Origin of the sequence: Amycolatopsis sp. YIM 10, from assembly GCF_009429145.1 — a bacterium.
Lineage (GTDB): Bacteria > Actinomycetota > Actinomycetes > Mycobacteriales > Pseudonocardiaceae > Amycolatopsis.
This window is the reverse complement of record NZ_CP045480.1, coordinates 3,996,150-4,014,591: the sequence shown is the minus strand read 5'-3', so window position 1 is coordinate 4,014,591 and position 18,442 is coordinate 3,996,150. Positions and strand designations below refer to the sequence as shown.

The window sequence follows — 18,442 nt, the reverse complement described above, 5'->3', positions numbered from 1 at the left end:
ACGGGATCAGGCCTCGGGCAACGGCCGGGTGGCCGGGCCCTGGATGACCGAGCCGTCGACGCCGAAGCGCGAGGCGTGACACGGGCAGTCCCAGGTCTTCTCCGCGTTGTTGAAGGCCACCACGCAGCCGAGGTGCGTGCAGTGCGCGTTGCGGCGGTGCAGCACGCCCTCGTGGTCGCGGTAGGCGGCGACCACGGAAGCGCCCGAGGTGGCCACCCGCGCCTCACCCATGCCCAGGGTGGCGAACTCGGCGTCCGCGCCCGCCGCGCGGAGGTGGTCGCCGACGAAGTGCCTGGCCACGGTGAAGTTGGTGCGGGCCAGCGAAATCCCGGACCGCAGGTCGAAGCGGTCCGGGTGGTACAGCCGGCTGCCCTGGTTCTCGCGCCCGGCGATCAGGTCGGCCAGCAGCAGCCCGGCGGCGGTGCCGCCGCTCATCCCCCACTGGCCGAATCCGGTGGCCACCCAAAGGTTCCGCGACACCGGGTGGTAGCGGCCGACGTAGGGCACCGAGTCCAGAGTGGACAGATCGTGCGCGGACCAGCGGTGGGTCACCCCGGTCAGGCCCGCGTGCCGTCGCGCCCACTCGGCCAGCCTCACGTACCGCGCTTCCACGTCGACCTCTTCGCCGGTGCGGTAGTGCTCACCGCCGACGATGGCCAGCCGCTCGCCGTTGTGCTCGAGGTAGCGCACGGAGTGGTGCGTGTCGGCGTCGAGGAACATGCCGTCGCTGCCTTCGGGGACCGGCCCAGCGACCACCAGATCCCGCACCGGCTCGAGCCGGGCGAAGTAGAGACCCCGGTCCAGCAGCGGATAGTGGGTGGCGATCACCACCTCCTCGGCGCGGATCTTGCCGCGTTCGGTGTGCACCACCGGCACCGGCCGTTCGTCCACCCGCAGCACCCTGGTGTTCTCCGCGACCTGCCCGCCCAGCTTCTCGACGGCCGCGGCGAGGCCGAGCAGCCAGCGCCGCGGGTGGAAGCGCGCCTGACCGGTGAAGCGCACCGCCCCGGCCGCGGGCACGTCGAGATCGATCCGCTCGACGAACTCGGCGGGCAGGCCGGCATCGGCAGCGGCGGCGGCCTCGGCACGCAGATCGGTCAGGCGCCCGGGATCGGTGGTGTAGACGTAGCTGTCGGTGCGGGTGAACGCGCAGTCGACGCCCAGTTCCGCCGAAGTGCGCTCGATCCAGTCGATCGCCGCGCTCTGGTCCTGACCGTACTGGGTGGCGGCCTCCGGTCCCTTGTGTCGACGCAGCGACGCGTACTTCTCCGCGTGCTGCGCGGTCAGCTTCGCCGTGGTGTGCCCGGAAACCCCGCCGCCGACCGGTCCCGCGTCGAGCACCAGCACCGAGCGCCCCTCGCGCGCGAGCGCGTAGGCCGTGGTCAGCCCGGCGATCCCGGCGCCGATCACCGCCACCTCGACCGCACCGGGCAGCGCGTTCCCGCTTCGGTCCGGACCGGCGGTGGAATCCATCCACACCGACAGCGGTGCGGGCAAGCTGGGTGCGTCCATGGTCCCCGGATACCCGCGCGCCCCAGATCAAACCCGCGCCCTGCACCACGCCCGGCACGGCGTTACCGTCGAGGAATGCGCACGGTGACCCAACTACCGAAGCAGATCATCGAGGAGGAGAACGTCTGGATCCCGCTGCCGGACGGGCTGCGCCTGGCCGCGCGGATCTGGCGCCCGGCCGACTCGGACGAGCACCCGGTGCCCGGGATCCTGGAGTACATCCCCTACCGCAAACGGGATCTGACCGCCGGCCGCGACGCCATCCACCACCCGTACCTCGCCGGGCACGGCTACGCCTGCGTGCGGGTGGACATCCGCGGTTCCGGCGAGTCCGAGGGCGTGCTCACCGACGAATACCTCGAACAGGAACAGCTCGACGCCGAGGAGGTGCTGGCCTGGATCGCCGCCCAGCCGTGGTGCACCGGCAACACCGGCATGATGGGCATCTCCTGGGGCGGCTTCGCCGCACTGCAGGTCGCGGCCAGGAAACCCCCGAGCCTCAAGGCGATCGTCATCTCGTCGTTCACCGACGACCGCTACGGCGACGACATGCACTACATGGGCGGCTGCCTGCTCTCGGACAACCTCGCCGAGGCGTCCACCATGTTCGCCTACACCACGCTGCCGCCCGACCCGGCGCTCGTCGGTGACCGCTGGCGCGAGATGTGGCTGGAACGGCTCGAGGACAGCGGCCTGTGGATCGAGAACTGGCTCTCGCACCAGCGGCGCGACGACTACTGGCGGCACGCGTCGGTGTGCGAGAACTACAGCGACGTCCAGTGCCCGGTGCTGGCCTCCAGCGGCTGGGCCGACGGGTACTCCAACGGCGTCCTCCGGCTGATGCGCAACCTCGACGTGCCGCGCAAGGGCCTGATCGGGCCGTGGTCGCACAAGTACCCGCACCTCGGCGCGCCCGGACCGGCCATCGGCTACCTGCAGGAGGTCCTCCGCTGGTGGGACCACTGGCTGGCGGGCCGGGAGAACGACGTGATGGACGAGCCGATGCTGCGCGTGTGGATGCAGGACAGCGTGCCGCCGTCGACCTCGTACGAAACCCGGCCCGGCCGCTGGGTCGGGGAACCCAGCTGGCCGTCACCGCACATCGAGCCGTCGGTTCACTCGCTCGACGAGCACCGCATCGCCCGTCCGGGCGAAGAGGTCACCGAGCGTGGCCTGGAGATCGAGTCGCCGCTGTCGGTGGGGCAGTTCTCCGGGAAGTGGGCCTCCTACAACGCCCCGCCGGACCTGCCCTACGACCAGCGCGAGGAGGACGGCGGCTCGCTGGTGTTCGAGACCGATCCGCTGACCGAGCGCTGCGAAATCCTCGGCGCGCCCAGCGTGGAGCTGGAGGTGGAAGCGAGTGAGCCGGTGGCGATGGTCGCCGTCCGGCTCTCGGACGTCTATCCCGACGGCCGCGCCACCCGGGTCACCTACGGCCTGCTGAACCTGACCCACCGCGACGGGCACGACCACCCCGAACCGCTGGAGCCGGGCCGGCGGTACCGGGTGTCGATCGAGCTGAACGGGGTGGCGCAGGCGTTCCCGCCCGGCCACCGCATCCGCCTGTCACTGTCCACTTCGTACTGGCCGCTGGCCTGGCCGCCGCCGTGCCGCACCCGGCTGACCGTCTACACCGGGGCGAGCACGATCCGCCTGCCGGTGCGCCCGGTTGCCGAGCCGGACGAGGTGGCGCTGCGCCCGTTCGACGAGCCGGAGGGCGCACCGCCGCTGACGGTGACCCAGCTGCGGCCCGGCGAACAGCGGTGGACGGTGAGCCGTGACCTGGTGGACTACGAGTCGGCGCTGGAGATCGTCAAGGACAGCGGTGAAGACTACTTCGAGGACATCGATCTCCGGGTGGCCAGGCGCGCGTACGAGCGCTACAGCTGGCTCGCGGACGATTTCTCCTCGGCCCGCGGGGAAACGGCGTGGACGATGACCTTCGCGCGCGGTGACTGGGAGTCGCGCACGGAAACCCACACCGTGCTGACCTGCACCCCCACCGAGTTCGTGCTGCACGCCGAACTGGACGGTTACGAGGGCGGCCACCGCGTCTTTTCCAGGAACTGGCACCGGGTCATCCCCCGCGATCTGGTGTGACCCGGCGCTCATCAGGTGTTTTACCCGCGGCACAGTGGCTACCCCTTGAGCAGCAACGGTTTTGGGGAGTGAGTGAGAGATGGACAAGCTCAAGGTGGTTTATCTGGGCAAGTCGGCCGCGCTGCGCGAACTTTCCGAGTGGGCCGACCGGCACGGCGTCGAGGCCGTGGAGAGTTCCGACGACGAAGCCGCGTGTGCGGTGGTCGACCAGACCGCGCGAAGCGGGTCGGCGGCGGCGCTGAAGCGCCTGCGCGACCGGCACCTGCCCTGCCTGTCGGTTTCGCGTGGCTGGTGCTTCCTGGCCTCGGCCGTGGGCCGCGGGCTCGATCCCGTGGTGTGACCCCCGGTGAAGGTGGGTTCCCCGGCCGCGGGGAACCCACCTTTCGCGTGCTCAGCCCGGGGTGGTCTCGCCGCCGAGCGGTGCCAGCACCTCGCCGGTGTAGTACGAGGACAACCGGTTCGAAGCGAAGAACACGTAGGACGGGGCGATCTCGTCGGGCTGCGCCGCGCGCTGGTACGGCACCTGCTGCCCGAACTCGGCGACCTTCTCCTCGTCGAAGGTGGACGGGATCAGCGGCGTCCACACCGGACCCGGCGCCACGCAGTTGATCCGGATTCCCTTGTCCGCCAGCGCTTGTGCCATCGAGTAGGTCCAGGCGTGCACGGCCCCCTTGGTGGCCGAGTAGTCGATGAGCGACTTGTTGCCGCGCAGGCCGTTGACCGAACCGGAGTTGATGATCACGTCGCCTTCGCCGAGGTGCGGCAGGGCGGCCGCGGTGACCCGGAAGTAACTGTGGATGTTCACGTCGAAGGTGCGCATCCACTGCTCTTCGGTCAACTCCTCCGGGGACCCGACCGGCCACTGGGTGGCCACGTTGTTCACCAGGATGTCCAGTCCGCCCAGGGCTTCCACGGTCCGCTCCACCACCCGCGCGCAGTGCGCGGCCTCGGCGAGGTCGCCGGGGAACAGCTCGCAGCGACGTCCCTGTGCGCGTACCAGTTCCGCGGTGTGCTTCGCGTCCTCGTCCTCTTCCAGATAGGCGATCGCGACGTCGGCGCCCTCCTTCGCGAAGGCCACCGCGACCGCGCGGCCGATGCCGGAGTCACCGCCGGTGATCAGCGCGCGACGACCGGCCAGCAGCTCGCGCCCCTGGTAGTCCGCCATTTCGTCCCGCGGCTCCGGCCGCATGTCGCCGGTGCTGCCCGGTGGTCGTTGTCCTTGCGGTGGCTGGTTGTGCTCCTTGGTCATATCGGCTGGTTACCCGGTGACGTGGCGGGTAACCGGCTCGTATGACCGCACTACGCGCATTGGCACTGACCTGCAGCCTCAAGCCGTCACCGGCGTCGTCGAGCACCGAGCTGATCGCCACGCAGGTGCTCGACGAGCTGCGTGGGCACGGGGTCGAAGGCGAGTCGGTCCGGGTGGTCGACCACAACGTCCGGCCGGGCGTGGAGAAGGACATGGGCGACGGCGACGAATGGCCGTCCCTTCGCGCCAAGGTGCTCGCCGCGGACATCCTGGTGCTGGCGACGCCCACCTGGGTGGGGCACATGTCGAGCGTGGCGCAGCGGGTGCTGGAACGCCTGGACGCCGAACTGTCCGAAACGGACGACCAGGGCCGTCCGCTGATGTTCGGCAAGGTCGCGGTGACCGCCGTGGTCGGCAACGAGGACGGCGCGCACAAGATCACCGCCGATCTGTTCCAGGCCCTCAACGACACCGGCTTCACCGTGCCCGCCCAGGGCGGCACCTACTGGAACGGCGAGGCGATGACGCCCGGTGACTACAACGACCTGAAGGAGACTCCGAAGGCGGTCGCCTCCACCAACGCCACTCTCGCCCGGAACGCCGTCCACCTCGCCACCCAGCTCCGCGGTGATCCCTATCCGGCCTCCTGATCAGGGAACGGACTGCGAGGCCCGGCTGGTCGAGGCGGCCGAAATGGCCACGGCGCCGAGCAGGCCGACCGCGGCGAAGGCGTAGAAGCCCCACGGGTATGCGATTCCGGCACTCAGCAGCGCCCCGCCGACCAGCGGGCCCGAGATGGCACCGAGGCGCCCGATCCCCGCTGCCCAGCCGAGTCCGGTGGCGCGGAAGGCGTCGCCGTAGGTGCGTCCGACGTAGGCGTAGACCAGGACCTGCGCGCTGAAGACAAAGCCACCGGTCAGGAACACCGCCACGTACAGGACTGGGCCGGGCAGCTTCACGCTCAGCAGCGCGAGGAACACCGCCGCCCCGGCGAACCAGCCGATGGCCGAGCCGCGCACGCCCATGCGGTCGGCGACCCGCCCGGCCACGACCAGGCCCACCACTCCCCCGAGGTTCAGCGTCAGCAGCAGCCCGAGCGCGGCGCCGAGCGGGTACCCGGCCTGCCGCATGATCTCCGGCAGCCAGGTGTTCAGCCCGTACACCAGCAGCAGTCCCATGAACGAGGTCGCCCAGAACGCCAGCGTGGCCCGGAGGACGCCGCCGCGGAAGAGCCCGGCGACCGTCTCGCCGGGCCGCGCGCGCTCGAAGGCGGCCGACTCCGGCAGGAACCGGACCATCAGCGGCACCAGCGCCAGTGCGGGCAGCGCGCCCGCCACGAACATCGACCGCCAGCCCAGCAGCGGGATCAGCCAGATGCCCAGCAGTGCGGTGAGCATCGCGCCCACGTGGTAGCCGGTCATCAGGGTGGTGGTGGCGCTGCCCGCGCGGCCCTGCCTGGCGTGCTCGGTGACCAGCGCGATCGCCGTGGGCAGGCAGCCGCCGAGGCCCAGCCCGGCGACGAAGCGCAACAGCCCGAACACCCACATCGACGGCGCGAGCGCGCACAGCAGCGTGCACGCGGAGAACAGGCTGACCGCGAAGATCAGCGCCTTGCGACGGCCGATCACGTCGGTGACGGTGCCGATCGCCAGCGCGCCGAGCGTCATGCCGACCAGGCCCGCGGTGGAGACCGCCGCCGCCGAGGCGGGCGTGATGTCCCAGACGTGGTCGCGCAGGAGTACGGGCAGCACGGTGCCGAGCACCACCAGGTCGAACCCGTCGAGCAGCACGGCGGTCCAGGCCAGCGGGACCACCCACCCGCGGTGCCGGGCTGCTGCCCCGGCGGACGTCTCGGTGGATGACGTCTCAGTGGACATCGAGCCTCCTCGCTCGTTCGGCATGCGCACAAGTATGCACAATCCGAACTCTTGGGCAAGGGGTTCGTTGAACACCGACAGGCCGCCGAAAGCCACGGCATCCGGCCCCACCGGTGCCGCCAGTTGGCCCAAGATCCAGAACCTGTTGTGCCGCAAGGGTTTCCTAATTTCGAAATGGGGGCATTCCTTTGCCGCGGGGGTCCAGCTCACCAGAGGCTAGGAGAATTCGATGCCCACATGGGTGGTTGTGCTGATCGTCATCGCCGCGGTCGTGATCGCGGGCGCGGTGGCCTGGCTGGTCATGCAGGAACTGCAGCGGAAGCGTCTGCAACGGCGGTTCGGTCCCGAGTACGAGCGGGCGGTCGCCGACCACGACAGTCCGCGCGCGGCGCAGCGTGAACTGGCCGCACGGGAGAAACGGCACCACGAACTCGACATCCGGCCGCTTTCGCCGGAGGCCAAGGAACGTTACACGCGGGAATGGGCGCAGATCCAGGCGAAGTTCGTCGATCGCCCGTCGCCCGCGGTGGCCGAGGCCGACCGGCTGCTCACCGAGCTGATGGCCGAGCGCGGTTACCCCACGGAGGGGTACGACCAGCAGCTCGCCGATCTGTCGGTACGTCACTCGAAGACGCTGGACCACTACCGGCGCGCGCACGAGACCATGGTCGGCCACGACCACGAGCAGCAGTCCACAGAGGACCTGCGGGACGCGATGGTCCGCTACCGCACCGTTTTCGAGGACCTGCTCGGCGACGACGCGGAGACGGACGACAGCGACGAAACCACTACCCGCGAACGCCACGACGCACGGAACGGCAGGTAGGAAAATGACGGACCGCAAGGAGAAGCTGAGCACCAAGGACCTGTTGCCCGACGACTCAAGCAAGACTCGAAAGTCTGATATGGACAGAGCAAGCCAGACGAACACCGACACCACGGCCGCGGGCACAACCGACACCGCCGGCACCACCGGCTGGGTGGGCACCGGAGACACCACCGGCCCGGCGGACACCGCGGACACGACCGGCAAGGCGGAAACCGCGGGCACCACAGGCTCGACCGGCACGGCCTCGACTGGCACGGCGGGAACCACCGGCCCGACCGGCAAGGCGGAAACCGCGGGCTCGGCGGGCACTTTGGCGCCGGTGCCCGAAACCACCGCCTCCGAAGCCACGGCCCCCGGATCCACCGCAGCGCCCGGGTCCACGGCCCCCGGATCCACAGCGACCGGATCCACGGCCTCCGAAACCGCAGCGGCCGGATCCACCGCGCCCGAACCCGCAGGGCCCGAAACCGCAGCGGCCAAGACAACGTCCGGGGAAGAGCGAAGCCAGCCGCTGTTCGGCGCTGACGAGGTGGCTCGGTACCGCGACGACTGGCAGACCATCCAGATCGCCTTCGTCGACGACCCGCAGCGCGCGGTCCGCGAAGCCGACGAGCTGGTGGCCAAGGTGATCCAGTCGCTGGCCGCCACCTTCGCCGCGCACAAGAGCGAGCTGGAGGGCCAGTGGAGCCGCGGTGGCGAAGTCGCCACCGAGGATCTGCGGCAGGCCCTGCGCCAGTATCGCTCCTTCTTCCACCAGCTGCTCAGCGCGTAAAAGTCACTTTCCTGTCACCGGACGGGTTTCCCGGCGAAAACCTGCTAAGAATCGTGGGCCGATCCCCCGACGAAGCGGAGCCAGCCGATGACCGTCCAGCCGCCGAAGCGCCTGCCCAAGGTGCTGCGCCAGACTCGCGTCGTGTTGTACGTCCAGTCCTTGCTCAGCATCATCGGCGGGTTGATCATCGTGGCGATGGTGGTCTCGCTCGACGCCGGGGACGACCTGACCGCGCCGCTGCTGCTGGGCCTGGCGTCCATCCTGTTCGCCCTGCCGCTGCTGGTCTGCGCGGTCAAACTGCACGAACGGCTGCCGTGGGTGCGCACCACCGCGCTGGTCTTCGAATGGATCACCGTGGCCAGCGGCGCGCTCGGCCTGCTGATGACCCTGGCCCAGGGCGCCGTGCCGACCGGCATCCTGTCGCTCGTGCTCGGCGCCCTGGTGCTGCAGTCGCTGATGAAGGCCGAGGTCAGGGAGTGGTTCGCCGGGCGGGCCGCGCTGCCGGAGTGACCGGCTCGGCGTGCTTCTTGACCGCGCGCAGGGTGTGTTCGATGGAGTGGGTGTTGAAGCCGGGCCGGTCGGCCCGGCCGGTCACCCTCGGCCCCATCACTCGGCGGATGAACCAGTTCCCCACCCGGTACCAGTGCTCAGTGAGCACGCAGCCGTCACCCGCCGGGGTCAGTTCGTAGGACCAGCGCGAAACCCGCACCCCGAACGGCGTGCGCACGTCGAAGGTGAACCGGCGGCCCGGCTCGCAGGCGACCACGCGCACCCGCGTCCGCCATTCCCTGGCCCCGTTGCGGTTGGTGCCGCGGAACCGGGCACCCGCCGCCGGGCCGGTCGCCGGGGCCACCCAGTACCCGCCCGCGTTCTCCGGGCTGAACCGGCCCATTCCCGGCAGATCGGTGACCAGCGCCCACACGGCCGTCACCGGGGCGTCGATCTCGACACTGCGCGAAATGCTGGGCTCCACGGGGAAAACGGTCCCAGCCCCGGCGGCACGGGACAACCCGCGCCGCCGGAGTCCGCAATTTCCGAGAGCGTCAGTCCGCCACCCAGCTGCCGTGGAAACCCAGCGGCACCGGCTTCGGCAGGTGGATCCGCGCCAGCGGTTCCGCGGTGAAGTCCTGCGCCGCGAGGATCACCAGATCCGACGCCCCGCGATCGGGGTTGTTCACGAAGGCGAGCGCGTACCCGTCGTCCTCCGCCTTGCTCCCCGCCGACGGCACAAAAACCGCCTCACTGGCCGTCTCGCCGGGACCGAACCGGTGCACCTCCGACCGGCCACCGCGCAGGTCGTGCTTGATCAGCGCGTTGCCGAAGGTGTTGGCTGGCTTGTCCAGGTACACGTCGAGCAGGTCACCCGGCGAGGCCGTGTACCCGTAGCGGTGCCGCCGTGCGACCAGGCTTTCGTTCACCCGCGGGAACTCCTGCGGCCGGTCGTCGAGCACCCGCCGCCGCACCGCGCCCCGCGCCAGGTCGATCGTCCAGCGCTCCAGCACCGGCGGACCGGACGCCGACGGCCCGCCGTAACCGAGCTTCCCGGACACCTCGAACGGCGCCGGCATGGTGGTCAGGTCGACCACCACCGAGGAACCGTGCTCGTAGGCGTTGAGCGTGTGCGAATAGAAAACCGGGTCCACCCCGAACCAGCGGACCGGCCCACCCGAGCGCTTCATCACGCCGACCCTGGCCGGGTGGTCGTGGTTCCACTTGTACGGCACCACCTTGCCCGGCCGCGGGTCGAAGGTGACCGGCACGTCGAAGACCACGACGTGGCGCTCGGTCAGCGCGAAGTCGTGCATCATCGGGTTGCCGGCGACCGGGATGCGCCGCGTCCGCGTCACCCGCCCGCCGCGGTCGACCACCAGGTGCCGCACGTGGTCCCAGGTGGGGAAGTAGGTGATCGCGTGCAGTTCGTCGGCGCGGGCGTCGAACTTGGTGTGCGCGGTGTAGGCACCGTCGAGCGAACCGCCGAAGTCGTACGGGCCCAGCGTGTTCAGCTCACCGTCCAGTTCGTACGGTGGCGGGCCGCTCTCCTGCAGCGCGAGGATGCGGCCGTGGTGGCTGATCACGTGCGTGTTGGGCGCGAAGTCCTGAGCGGGCACCGGCCACGGGTACGGCTCGCCCAGTTTCGCCGCGACACCCGACGAGCGCACCCACCGGTTGCGGTACCACTCGGCACGGCCGTCGCGCAGCCGGACGCCGTGCACCATGCCCTCGCCCAGCATCCAGTGGTGCGCGCGCGGGTCCTCCAGGCCGAGCACGTTCGGCCCGGTGCGCAGGTAGCGCCCGTTCAGCTCCCGCGGGATGTGGCCGGTGCTCTTGCAGTCGAACGCGGTCACCTCCTCCCGCACCGGCGCGAACGCGCCTTCGAGGAACGGGTGGCTCTCCGTGGTGGCGCTCGCGGCTTCCCCGGCGAGCGCGGGCGGCGCGGAGGTCGCGGCGGCACCGCCCACGGCCAGGCCGGCCGCTCCCCGGAGCACGTTCCGCCTGCTCGGTTCCGTCATGACCGATCCCCCTGACGATTAACTGTGTATGATACGAACAGTTTATGGCTTTACCAGTTCGAAATGCAAGGATGTGGTGGTGAACGAGGACCGGATCGAGTCGCTGCCCCCCGGCACCGCACTGGCCTGGGGCTACACCCCGGCACCCCGGCGGGGGCCGAAACCGGCCTACAGCGTGGCGCAGATCGTCGAGGCGGCCGTCGCGCAGGCCGACGCCGAGGGCCTCGAAGGCCTGTCCATGCCCGCGATCGCCAAACGCCTCGGCATCACCGCGAACGCGCTCTACCGGTACCTGCGGTCCAAGGAAGAACTGCTGGTACTGGTCGCCGAAGCGGGATGGGGCCCGCCGCCGGAACCGCTGACCGGCGACTGGCGCACCGCGGTCACCGCCTGGGCGCACGCCCAGCTCGACCGCTGCCGCCGGCACCCGTGGCTGATCGAGCTACCGGTGCGCGGCGGGCCGACCACGCCGAACATGTTGCGGTGGCTGGAAGTCTTTCTCGAGGCGATGGCGGACTCCGGCCTGGGCGCCAGCGACGCGCTCGGCTGCGTGCTGCTGGTCGACGGCTGGGTCCGCAGCACGGCCGCCCTGGTCCGCGACGTCCGCGAGAGCGAGCAGGAGGTGCTCAACGAGTTCCTGCAGCCGCTCCTGCGCGAGCATGGTTACCCACGGGTCGCCGCGGTGCTCAGCGGGGCGGACTACGGCGAGCAGGGCATGCAGGAAACGGACGTCGAGTTCGGCCTGAACCGCATTCTCGACGGGATCGAAGCACTGATCGAGCAGCGCCGATCTCGCTGAACCACACCATCGTTCCCGCACGGGACGACGAACGGGCCGCGCGCTTCTTCGCCGAGGTCACGGGCCTGGCCGACGAGGGCCCGCACCGGCACTTCGCGCCGGTCAAGGTCAACGAGCAGCTCACCCTCGACTTCATGAGCACGGATTCGGCCGAGGGCCACCACCTGGCCTTCGACGTGGACCCGGCGACCTTCGACGGGATCCTGGAGCGCCCGCGAGCGGGCGGCGTGCCCTGCGGCAGTGAGCCCGGCGAACCGGACAACGGGCGCATCGACCACCCGCTCTGCCCGCGCGGCCTGTTCTTCACCGACGAAACCGGCAATCTCTACGAAGTCTTGTCCCCCGCCTGACGCCGCTGGTCATCCGACCGGTCGGAGTCGGTGGCAAGCTTGTCGCCCGCCACCGAATCGTAGATCGGCGTCGGCTCTTCGTCCGTCCCCTGCTTCCCCTCACGCACTGCCATAGTCCTATTTTCCGACACGGCTTCACGTCCCGCAGCGACAAGCCCCAAACACCCTCCAAGTGAGGGAGTGCTAGCCCACCCGTCGCCCACCACCACCTCAACGGAGCGCCACGCGCCAGTTCTGGTCATTCCCGGTATCGCGCCAGATACCGCTGGGTGACTTCGGCTTCGGCGGCTTCCTTGGCCTCGGCGCGAAGGCGCCTGCCGGTTCCGCGCGGGTAGCCGTGCTTGGCGAGCCGGTGCTCGCCGCTCTCCTCGACGTAGGCGAAGGAGTAGAAGTACCCGACCAGCGCGGCCATCAGCACCAGCGACAACCGCAGGCCGAGCGGGCCGGGCAGCAGCAGCCACACCGAGACCAGCGGCAGGATCAGCACCGTGCTGCGCGCGCCGTGGCGCAGGATCCAGGTCTTCGCGGTGACGTCGTGCAGTACCCACTCGCGATGCCGGTCGGGCAGCCTGCCGCCGAGCGCGTACCAGAGCCACAGCACCGGATTCGGTCGCTTCCGCATGGCCGTAGCGTACGCTAACAGTTAGTGCGTTAACCATTAGTGTGCCGGAGGGAACACCGTGGCCGAGATCGACCTGGGACCGAACCCGCTCGCCCTGGAGCGGCAGGTCTGCTTCGCGTTGTCCATCGCGTCGAGATCGGTCATCGCGATCTACCGCCCGCTGCTCGAACCACACGGGCTCACCCACCCCCAGTACCTGGTGATGCTGGCGCTGTGGGACAGCTCGCCGCGCACGGTCAAGGACCTCGGCGCCACCCTGCGGCACGACTCGGCCACGCTGTCGCCGCTGCTGAAGCGGCTGGAGAGCATCGGGTACCTGACCCGGCGGCGGAACTCCGGGAACGAGCGCGAGCTGGTCGTCGAGCTGACCGCGGCCGGGCGGGCGCTGCGGGCCGAGGCCGAGAAGATCCCGTACCGCGTGGTCGAGCAGCTGGGCATGGAACTCGGCGAGCTGGAGGAGCTGCACGCGGTGCTGACCAAGGTCATCGAGGCGACCCGGGTTTAGGACCGGGGGCCGCGGGGAACTCATCGGCTGATTTGCGACCGTTCCACTGCGAGGTCCCCGCTGATGACGAACCCCGAAGCCGACCAGGGAGAGCCGGCCGCGCCCGTCGAGTCACTCGAAGGGCTGCGGACCCAGATCGGCCAGTACGGCCGCCAGCTCGCCCGGCACGGCAGACGGCTCGACCAGCACTCCCGCGAACTGGAGCGGCTCCAGGACGACCTGCGGACGCTGAGCAGGCAGATCGCCGCGGGGCTGGGCAGGCGGGTCGAGGTCCACGGCGAGAACGGCACTGTCGGCGGCTACGGCGCAGTCGGTGCTCACGGCACTGTCAGCGAAAACGGCGAGTACGGCGAAGTCGGCGGCTACGGCACTGTCAGCGAGAACGGCAGCGTCGGCGGTGTCGGCGCAGTCGGCGCCGTCGGGCCTGCCGGCGAGAGCGGCGCGGCTGGAGTTGTGGGCGCTCGCGGCGCTCAGGAGGTGTTCGCCGAACGGCGGCCGGCCGGATGTCTGCGATCCCATCAGCCCCCCGAATGATGGGCACCCGGCCGCCGCCGTTCCTTGCGCCGCCAGGCAGTCCGCTCCTGGCGCCACCTCACTGGATACCGGGTGCCGACCGGCTGAGGGGAAGGTAAGGCGCCCACTGAGGGAGGGCTCAGTGGGGCGCTTGTCACCCGTTTGGCGGCAACCGGGCGGCGGGCCGCGGCGCCGATCGTGTTAGCTGGGGCGGTGGCGGAGTTCGACGTGTCATACCAGCAGCGGCTCAACGACGCCGTCGCGGTCATCCGCGGCCGGTGGACCATCGCGGTGCTGGCCACCCTCGCGCTGCGCGAGACGCAGTACACCGATCTGCTCGCCACGATCAACGACAACGAACGCCGCTCCGCCGGCGACGCCACCCGGCGGCCGCTGTCCGACCGGGTGCTGACCGACACCCTCCGCCGGGCGCGCGAGCACGACCTGATCGAGCGGCGCGCGGGCACCGGGAACTTCAGCTCGGTCTGGTACCGGCTGACGCCGAAGGGCCGCGCCCTGCTGCGCGCGGTGCGGCCGCTGCTGGAGTGGGCGCACGAATACAGCGAAGAGGGCGGCGACGCGGCCGCGCTGCGCAAACTGAACATCGGCACCGGCCACCCGGGCTGACATCGACCCGGACACACCCGGGCGCGGCCGAGGCCGCCGCGTGCCCGGAACCGTCAGGGCAGGCCGACGGACAGGACCTTGTCCCGGCCCGCGCTCTTCGCGGCGAACAGGGCGTTGTCCGCGGCCAGCAGCACGTCTTCGACCGAGTCGCCCGCCTGCGGGCAGGCGGCGGCGCCGATCGAGACGGTGAGTCTCAGGCGCGCCGCGCGCTCGCCGACCGCGGCCTCGTCCATGCGGTGCTCGCGGATGGCCACCCGGATCCGTTCGGCGACCTCCGCCGCGCCCGCCACGCCGGTCTCCGGCAGCAGCACCACGAACTCCTCACCGCCGAACCGGCCGCACAGGTCGTAGCGCCGGACCTCGGCGCGCATCAGGTCGGCGACCGCGCGCAGCACCTGGTCGCCGACCAGGTGCCCGAGTTCGTCGTTGACGTGCTTGAAGTGGTCGAGGTCGACCATCAGCACGCTGATCTCGGTCCCGGTGCGCCGCGCCCGCTCGAACTCGGTGGCGGCGAAGCTGTGCCAGCTCGACGCGTTGAGCAGCCCGGTCTTGTGATCGGTGGTGGCCGCGTACTCCAGCTGCCGCACCAGCACGCTCCGGTGCAGCACGTACAACGGCGGCAGCACCAGCACGACCAGCCACGGCCGCCACAGTGCCAGCGCCGCGACCAGCACACCGACACAGAGCGTGGCGATCTCCAGGCTGTTCTCGCTCCACGCCCCGGCCAGCCGCCGGATCGAGCGTTCCCCGCGCGAGAGGAAGATGACCATCGCCACCAACGCGGAATTCACCAGCCAGTAAACGGCGATGATCGCGATGATCGCGAACAGTCCTTCCGGCCGGGCGAAACCGGAAATTCCGCCGCCCGGTAAAACAGTGGTCAATAGCGAGATCGCGGTGCACGACAAGATCACCACACAAGCGCTGAATACCACCCGGAACGCGTGCATTCCGGCGACCTCGCGCCAGCTGCGCCACCACAGGTGGAGATAGAGCACCACGGTCACCGCGGCGGCCAGTGCCGGTGACACCAGCAGTGCCGCGGCCATGGTCCAGACCGAGGTCATGTTCACGTGCGGCGCGTCGGCGAACTGGCGCCGCATCCGCTCGACCCCGCGGGTCACCTCGGCCGAGGTCACGCCCAGCGCGATCAGCGCCGCGGCCAGTACCAACTCGGTGCCGCCCGGCGGCCGGAAAAGCGAGAAAACCACCGCCGCCAACGCGGTGAGTTCCACACCGAGCACATATCCGAGCACGGGCCGCGGCAATGTCCACACTTTCCAGTTCCCGGGCCTTTTGCCAGGGGAAGCGGCAACTGACTGATCGGTCATCCGGTGAACCTCAAACCTTCATACTGAGTGCGCTTGCGTCCCGGCAGTCCATTCGCTGTGAGGAGGTCCCCGCCATGGGTAACAAAGACTGGTGAGCCGTGAATTCGGGTCCGCCCCCGCGCCGGGGGCGGACCCGGCCGTTACCGAAACCGATCGCGGCCGCCGATATCACCGAGAGCGCTCCGGCGGCCGCGATCACCCTTACCGGACCGGCCGCGTCGGCGGCCAGTCCGGCGAGCAGCACGGCTACGCCCTGTGAGCAGTAGAGGACCGTCGCCATTCGTCCCATCACCGTGCCGAGCCGGTGGTCCGGCACCGCTTCCACCACCATCGTCTGAGTCTGGAGCAGATACGCCGTCGAGAAAACACCCGACGCCGCCCAGCATAAGATCGACAACACCAGCCCCGGCGCGAGGCCGCACAACACCAGCGGCACCCCGCCCGCGGCGGCCAGACCGGCCGCGATGCCGGGCGACGCCGGGATCCGGAACCGCGCGACGAGCCACGCCCCCACCGCACTGCCCAGCGGATCGGCGGCGAGCAGCAGGCCGACGCCGACCGCTGCGGCGCCGAGGCCGTCCGCATAGGGCGCGGCGAGTCCTTCCGGAACGACGTACAACCCGATCAGCGACACCAGCGCGTACAGGACGACCAGCTTGCGGCGGTCGGTGCCGCCACTCCCCTCGGCCGTGTCCACTTGCGACACCGCAGACGGCCGGTGCCGGACGCCGAACCGCACCAGGATCGCGCTGATCAGGAAGGTGAGCGCGTTCAGGCCGAGCGCGAGGTGCGGTTCGAGCACGACGAGCAGCGCGCCACCACCGGCGAATCCGGCCAGCTGCGCGCTCTGCCCGGTCACCTGCCGCAATGCCAGCGCCTGCGCGTACCGCTCCCCCGGCACGACGTGCGGCAACAGCGCCATCGACGCCGCCTTGAACGGTCCGGAAGCCACGCTCAGCAGGGCCACGCAGGCCCACAGCACCGGCAGCGGCAGGCCGGGCACCGCCATCAGCAGCGCGATGCCCGCGCGGAGGAAGTCGGTCACCACCAGTACCGCGCGTCGCGGGAAGCGGTCGGCCAGGCCGGAAAGCAGGAAGCCGCCGAGCACCGACGGCACGAAGGTCAGCGCGTAGGTGAGCGCGGTCAGCAGGGCCGAGTCGGTCCGGTCGAAGACCAGCACCGCGAGCGCGACCCTGGCCAGCTGGTCACCGGCGACCGACAGCAGTTCGGCGAACCAGAGCGCGCGGAACTCCCGCACCCGCAGGGGCGCGAGGATGCTGGAAGATCCGCTCCGCCCGCTCATCGTTCCCTGCCTCTCCGTGCCCGGTTAATTACGATAACCGACTCAAGAGCGGCGCCGTATTCGTCGTTATACATACGACTGTGACCCAGCTCACTGATGGTCGAGAACCAGCGGCGGTGGTCCCGGCGTCTGGCGGGAGGTGAGCGTGGGGATCGAGGAAGCGGACGAGGCCGAGCTGGTCCGCCTGGTCGCGGGAGGCGACCGGGCGGCCTTCGAGGTGCTCTACCGCCGGACCGCGCCCTGGCTGACCGTGCGCCTGCGCCGCCGCTGCGCCGACGACCAGATCGTCGCCGAGGTGCTGCAGGAGACCTTCGTCGCGGTGTGGCGGGCGGCGGGCGGGTTCGCCGGGGCGACGGTCGACGGCGCAGACGGGAGTGCGGCGGGCTGGTTGTGGACCATCGCCGCCCGGCGGCTGGTCGACGCCTTCCGCCGGCGGGCGCGGCACGCGCAGCCGCCACCGGCCGCGGCCGAACCGGCGACCACGCCGGCTGCCGAGGAGGAGGCGCTGGCCGGGGAGGTCGGCGGCGAACTGGGGGCCGCGCTCGACCGGCTGGCCCCGGAACTGCGGCAGGTGCTGCGGGCGATGGTGCTCGACGGGCTGTCCGTGCGGGAGACGGCCGACCTGCTGGGCCTGCCGGAAGGAACGGTGAAGACCCGGGCGCGCCGCGCGCGGGTCGTGATGCGGGAGGCGTTGTCGTGACCGACCGGGACCACGCGTCCGCCGAGCTGATCGGCCGCTACGTGCGTGGCGGCGAGATCGCGCCGGAAGCCGAATGGGCGCTCGAAGCGCATCTGGAGAACTGTGCGGCCTGCCGCGCCCGGCTCGCCGAGGTGAACGACGAAACGGTCACCGCGACGATCACCGCGGTGTGGTCGGCGATGGAACCGGAACTCGCGGCGAGCACCCCGGCCCCGGCGCGGCGGCTCCGCAGCCGGCTGGCGCGCTGGCTGCCGCCCGCGATGCTGTCGTGGCTCACGGCCGCGACGCTGATCGCCGTGGTGGCCACCTTCCTCGGCCAGTGGACCGGGACGCCGGACGGTGATTCGGTGCTGTTCCTGCTGGCGCCGGTGGTCCCGGTGCTCGGCGTGGCCGCGGCCTGGTCGGCCTCGCTCGATCCGATGTACGAGCTGACCACGGCGTCCCCGCGCGCCGGACTGTTCCTGCTGCTGCGCCGGACGCTGACCGTGCTGGTGCTGGTACTGCCGGTCCTCGGCGCGGAAAGCCTGCTGGTGGGCACCTCCCCGCTGCTGTGGCTGCTGCCGGGGCTGGCCTGCACGCTGGTCGCGCTCGCGCTGGGCAGTCTCTTCGGCGTGGAACGCGCCGCGGTCGCCGTGGCCGGCGCGTGGCTGGCCGGGTTCGCCCCGCCGGTGGTGATCGGTGACGAGCCGCCGGAGTTGTTCGGTGCGTGGAATCCCGCGCTGTGGATCGGGGTGGCCGCGCTCGCCGCGGTCGTGCTGGTGCTGCGCGGAAGTTCGTTCACCTTGGTCTCGCCGGGCGGATCCGCTCCGGCTGCGGGCGATTGAGAGAAGACGAATGAGAGAA

Annotated in this window: 21 protein-coding genes; 13 read left to right on the top strand and 8 right to left on the bottom strand. The window is 70.7% G+C overall.

The annotated features are described in order from the left end of the window. Positions 1 to 6 precede the first annotated feature (6 nt). Positions 7 to 1,512, bottom strand: a complete 1,506-nt coding sequence (locus YIM_RS19395; RefSeq protein ID WP_228004828.1) for an FAD-dependent oxidoreductase — start codon at positions 1,510 to 1,512, stop codon at positions 7 to 9. A gap of 75 nt (positions 1,513 to 1,587) precedes the next feature. On the opposite strand from YIM_RS19395, the gene YIM_RS19390 reads away from it, so the two are divergent. Next, positions 1,588 to 3,612 carry a CocE/NonD family hydrolase gene (locus YIM_RS19390; protein WP_153031701.1) on the top strand — a complete coding sequence of 675 codons (2,025 nt, stop codon included), beginning with the start codon at positions 1,588 to 1,590 and terminating at the stop codon, positions 3,610 to 3,612. A 79-nt stretch (positions 3,613 to 3,691) separates the two neighbouring features. Next, on the top strand, positions 3,692 to 3,952 hold the full coding sequence (locus YIM_RS19385; protein WP_153031700.1) for a hypothetical protein: 261 nt from the start codon (positions 3,692 to 3,694) through the stop codon (positions 3,950 to 3,952). A 51-nt stretch (positions 3,953 to 4,003) separates the two neighbouring features. Here the strand turns inward: YIM_RS19385 and YIM_RS19380 are convergent, their stop codons facing one another. Continuing rightward, entirely contained in the window at positions 4,004 to 4,861 is an 858-nt protein-coding gene (locus YIM_RS19380; protein ID WP_153031699.1) for an SDR family oxidoreductase, read from the bottom strand. A 41-nt stretch (positions 4,862 to 4,902) separates the two neighbouring features. Here YIM_RS19380 and YIM_RS19375 point away from each other — a divergent pair, with 41 nt between their 5' ends. Beyond that, the gene (locus YIM_RS19375) at positions 4,903 to 5,511 is read left to right on the top strand and encodes a flavodoxin family protein (protein ID WP_153031698.1); all 609 of its coding nucleotides are present in this window, start codon (positions 4,903 to 4,905) and stop codon (positions 5,509 to 5,511) included. On the opposite strand, the gene YIM_RS19370 is transcribed toward YIM_RS19375, so the two are convergent. After that, positions 5,512 to 6,738 carry an aromatic acid/H+ symport family MFS transporter gene (locus YIM_RS19370; RefSeq protein WP_153031697.1) on the bottom strand — a complete coding sequence of 409 codons (1,227 nt, stop codon included), beginning with the start codon at positions 6,736 to 6,738 and terminating at the stop codon, positions 5,512 to 5,514. It lies immediately after the preceding gene. Positions 6,739 to 6,967: 229 nt separating this feature from the next. Here YIM_RS19370 and YIM_RS19365 point away from each other — a divergent pair, with 229 nt between their 5' ends. The 3 genes from YIM_RS19365 (at position 6,968) to YIM_RS19355 (ending at position 8,849) form a co-directional block, all read left to right on the top strand. Then, positions 6,968 to 7,564, top strand: coding sequence for a hypothetical protein (locus tag YIM_RS19365; protein WP_153031696.1), 597 nt, complete (start codon positions 6,968 to 6,970; stop codon positions 7,562 to 7,564). 4 nt (positions 7,565 to 7,568) lie between these two features. Next, on the top strand, positions 7,569 to 8,339 hold the full coding sequence (locus YIM_RS48615) for a hypothetical protein (protein WP_194240216.1): 771 nt from the start codon (positions 7,569 to 7,571) through the stop codon (positions 8,337 to 8,339). Between the two features lie 87 nt (positions 8,340 to 8,426). Continuing rightward, positions 8,427 to 8,849: a hypothetical protein gene (locus YIM_RS19355; RefSeq protein WP_153031695.1), complete on the top strand. Its 423-nt coding sequence runs from the start codon at positions 8,427 to 8,429 to the stop codon at positions 8,847 to 8,849. On the opposite strand, the gene YIM_RS19350 is transcribed toward YIM_RS19355, so the two are convergent. After that, on the bottom strand, positions 8,809 to 9,312 hold the full coding sequence (locus YIM_RS19350; protein WP_153031694.1) for an SRPBCC family protein: 504 nt from the start codon (positions 9,310 to 9,312) through the stop codon (positions 8,809 to 8,811). The genes YIM_RS19355 and YIM_RS19350 overlap by 41 nt on opposite strands. A 70-nt stretch (positions 9,313 to 9,382) precedes the next feature. Next, complete coding sequence (locus YIM_RS19345) at positions 9,383 to 10,849, bottom strand: carotenoid oxygenase family protein (RefSeq protein WP_153031693.1); 1,467 nt, start codon at positions 10,847 to 10,849, stop codon at positions 9,383 to 9,385. A 79-nt stretch (positions 10,850 to 10,928) separates the two neighbouring features. Here YIM_RS19345 and YIM_RS19340 point away from each other — a divergent pair, with 79 nt between their 5' ends. Next, positions 10,929 to 11,648 carry a TetR/AcrR family transcriptional regulator gene (locus YIM_RS19340; protein WP_153031692.1) on the top strand — a complete coding sequence of 240 codons (720 nt, stop codon included), beginning with the start codon at positions 10,929 to 10,931 and terminating at the stop codon, positions 11,646 to 11,648. 134 nt (positions 11,649 to 11,782) lie between these two features. Next, positions 11,783 to 11,998 (top strand): hypothetical protein, encoded by a 216-nt coding sequence (locus YIM_RS48610; RefSeq protein ID WP_194240400.1) that lies wholly within the window; start codon positions 11,783 to 11,785, stop codon positions 11,996 to 11,998. A gap of 238 nt (positions 11,999 to 12,236) precedes the next feature. Here YIM_RS48610 and YIM_RS19330 read toward each other — a convergent pair whose 3' ends face one another. Continuing rightward, positions 12,237 to 12,620, bottom strand: a complete 384-nt coding sequence (locus YIM_RS19330; protein ID WP_153031691.1) for a DUF5313 family protein — start codon at positions 12,618 to 12,620, stop codon at positions 12,237 to 12,239. Positions 12,621 to 12,678: 58 nt separating this feature from the next. Between YIM_RS19330 and YIM_RS19325 the strand changes: the two genes are divergently transcribed. The 3 genes from YIM_RS19325 (at position 12,679) to YIM_RS19315 (ending at position 14,265) form a co-directional block, all read left to right on the top strand. Further along, the gene (locus YIM_RS19325) at positions 12,679 to 13,125 is read left to right on the top strand and encodes a MarR family winged helix-turn-helix transcriptional regulator (protein ID WP_153031690.1); all 447 of its coding nucleotides are present in this window, start codon (positions 12,679 to 12,681) and stop codon (positions 13,123 to 13,125) included. 63 nt (positions 13,126 to 13,188) lie between these two features. Next, the gene (locus YIM_RS19320) at positions 13,189 to 13,659 is read left to right on the top strand and encodes a hypothetical protein (protein WP_153031689.1); all 471 of its coding nucleotides are present in this window, start codon (positions 13,189 to 13,191) and stop codon (positions 13,657 to 13,659) included. A gap of 207 nt (positions 13,660 to 13,866) precedes the next feature. Next, the gene (locus YIM_RS19315; protein ID WP_194240215.1) at positions 13,867 to 14,265 is read left to right on the top strand and encodes a helix-turn-helix domain-containing protein; all 399 of its coding nucleotides are present in this window, start codon (positions 13,867 to 13,869) and stop codon (positions 14,263 to 14,265) included. Positions 14,266 to 14,318: 53 nt separating this feature from the next. Here the strand turns inward: YIM_RS19315 and YIM_RS19310 are convergent, their stop codons facing one another. Both YIM_RS19310 and YIM_RS19305 read right to left on the bottom strand, forming a co-directional pair. Further along, positions 14,319 to 15,533, bottom strand: a complete 1,215-nt coding sequence (locus tag YIM_RS19310; protein ID WP_194240214.1) for a diguanylate cyclase — start codon at positions 15,531 to 15,533, stop codon at positions 14,319 to 14,321. A gap of 73 nt (positions 15,534 to 15,606) precedes the next feature. Beyond that, the gene (locus tag YIM_RS19305) at positions 15,607 to 16,899 is read right to left on the bottom strand and encodes an MFS transporter (RefSeq protein WP_153031686.1); all 1,293 of its coding nucleotides are present in this window, start codon (positions 16,897 to 16,899) and stop codon (positions 15,607 to 15,609) included. Between the two features lie 145 nt (positions 16,900 to 17,044). Here YIM_RS19305 and YIM_RS19300 point away from each other — a divergent pair, with 145 nt between their 5' ends. Together YIM_RS19300 and YIM_RS19295 are read left to right on the top strand one after the other, a co-directional pair. Continuing rightward, positions 17,045 to 17,599, top strand: a complete 555-nt coding sequence (locus tag YIM_RS19300) for an RNA polymerase sigma factor (RefSeq protein ID WP_228004827.1) — start codon at positions 17,045 to 17,047, stop codon at positions 17,597 to 17,599. Further along, positions 17,596 to 18,423 carry a zf-HC2 domain-containing protein gene (locus YIM_RS19295; protein ID WP_153031684.1) on the top strand — a complete coding sequence of 276 codons (828 nt, stop codon included), beginning with the start codon at positions 17,596 to 17,598 and terminating at the stop codon, positions 18,421 to 18,423. Before YIM_RS19300 ends, YIM_RS19295 begins: the two co-directional genes overlap by 4 nt. Positions 18,424 to 18,442 lie beyond the last annotated feature (19 nt).

Bases quoted from the DNA above. Each gene is read 5' to 3' on its own strand.
- YIM_RS48610 (WP_194240400.1), top strand. From the start codon at position 11,783: ATGAGCACGGATTCGGCCGAGGGCCACCACCTGGCCTTCGACGTGGAC.
- YIM_RS48615 (WP_194240216.1), top strand. From the start codon at position 7,569: ATGACGGACCGCAAGGAGAAGCTGAGCACCAAGGACCTGTTGCCCGAC.
- YIM_RS19305 (WP_153031686.1), bottom strand. From the start codon at position 16,899: ATGAGCGGGCGGAGCGGATCTTCCAGCATCCTCGCGCCCCTGCGGGTG.
- YIM_RS19375 (WP_153031698.1), top strand. From the start codon at position 4,903: ATGACCGCACTACGCGCATTGGCACTGACCTGCAGCCTCAAGCCGTCA.
- YIM_RS19370 (WP_153031697.1), bottom strand. From the start codon at position 6,738: ATGTCCACTGAGACGTCATCCACCGAGACGTCCGCCGGGGCAGCAGCC.
- YIM_RS19355 (WP_153031695.1), top strand. From the start codon at position 8,427: ATGACCGTCCAGCCGCCGAAGCGCCTGCCCAAGGTGCTGCGCCAGACT.
- YIM_RS19330 (WP_153031691.1), bottom strand. From the start codon at position 12,620: ATGCGGAAGCGACCGAATCCGGTGCTGTGGCTCTGGTACGCGCTCGGC.
- YIM_RS19395 (WP_228004828.1), bottom strand. From the start codon at position 1,512: ATGGACGCACCCAGCTTGCCCGCACCGCTGTCGGTGTGGATGGATTCC.
- YIM_RS19390 (WP_153031701.1), top strand. From the start codon at position 1,588: ATGCGCACGGTGACCCAACTACCGAAGCAGATCATCGAGGAGGAGAAC.
- YIM_RS19385 (WP_153031700.1), top strand. From the start codon at position 3,692: ATGGACAAGCTCAAGGTGGTTTATCTGGGCAAGTCGGCCGCGCTGCGC.
- YIM_RS19380 (WP_153031699.1), bottom strand. From the start codon at position 4,861: ATGACCAAGGAGCACAACCAGCCACCGCAAGGACAACGACCACCGGGC.
- YIM_RS19365 (WP_153031696.1), top strand. From the start codon at position 6,968: ATGCCCACATGGGTGGTTGTGCTGATCGTCATCGCCGCGGTCGTGATC.
- YIM_RS19345 (WP_153031693.1), bottom strand. From the start codon at position 10,849: ATGACGGAACCGAGCAGGCGGAACGTGCTCCGGGGAGCGGCCGGCCTG.
- YIM_RS19320 (WP_153031689.1), top strand. From the start codon at position 13,189: ATGACGAACCCCGAAGCCGACCAGGGAGAGCCGGCCGCGCCCGTCGAG.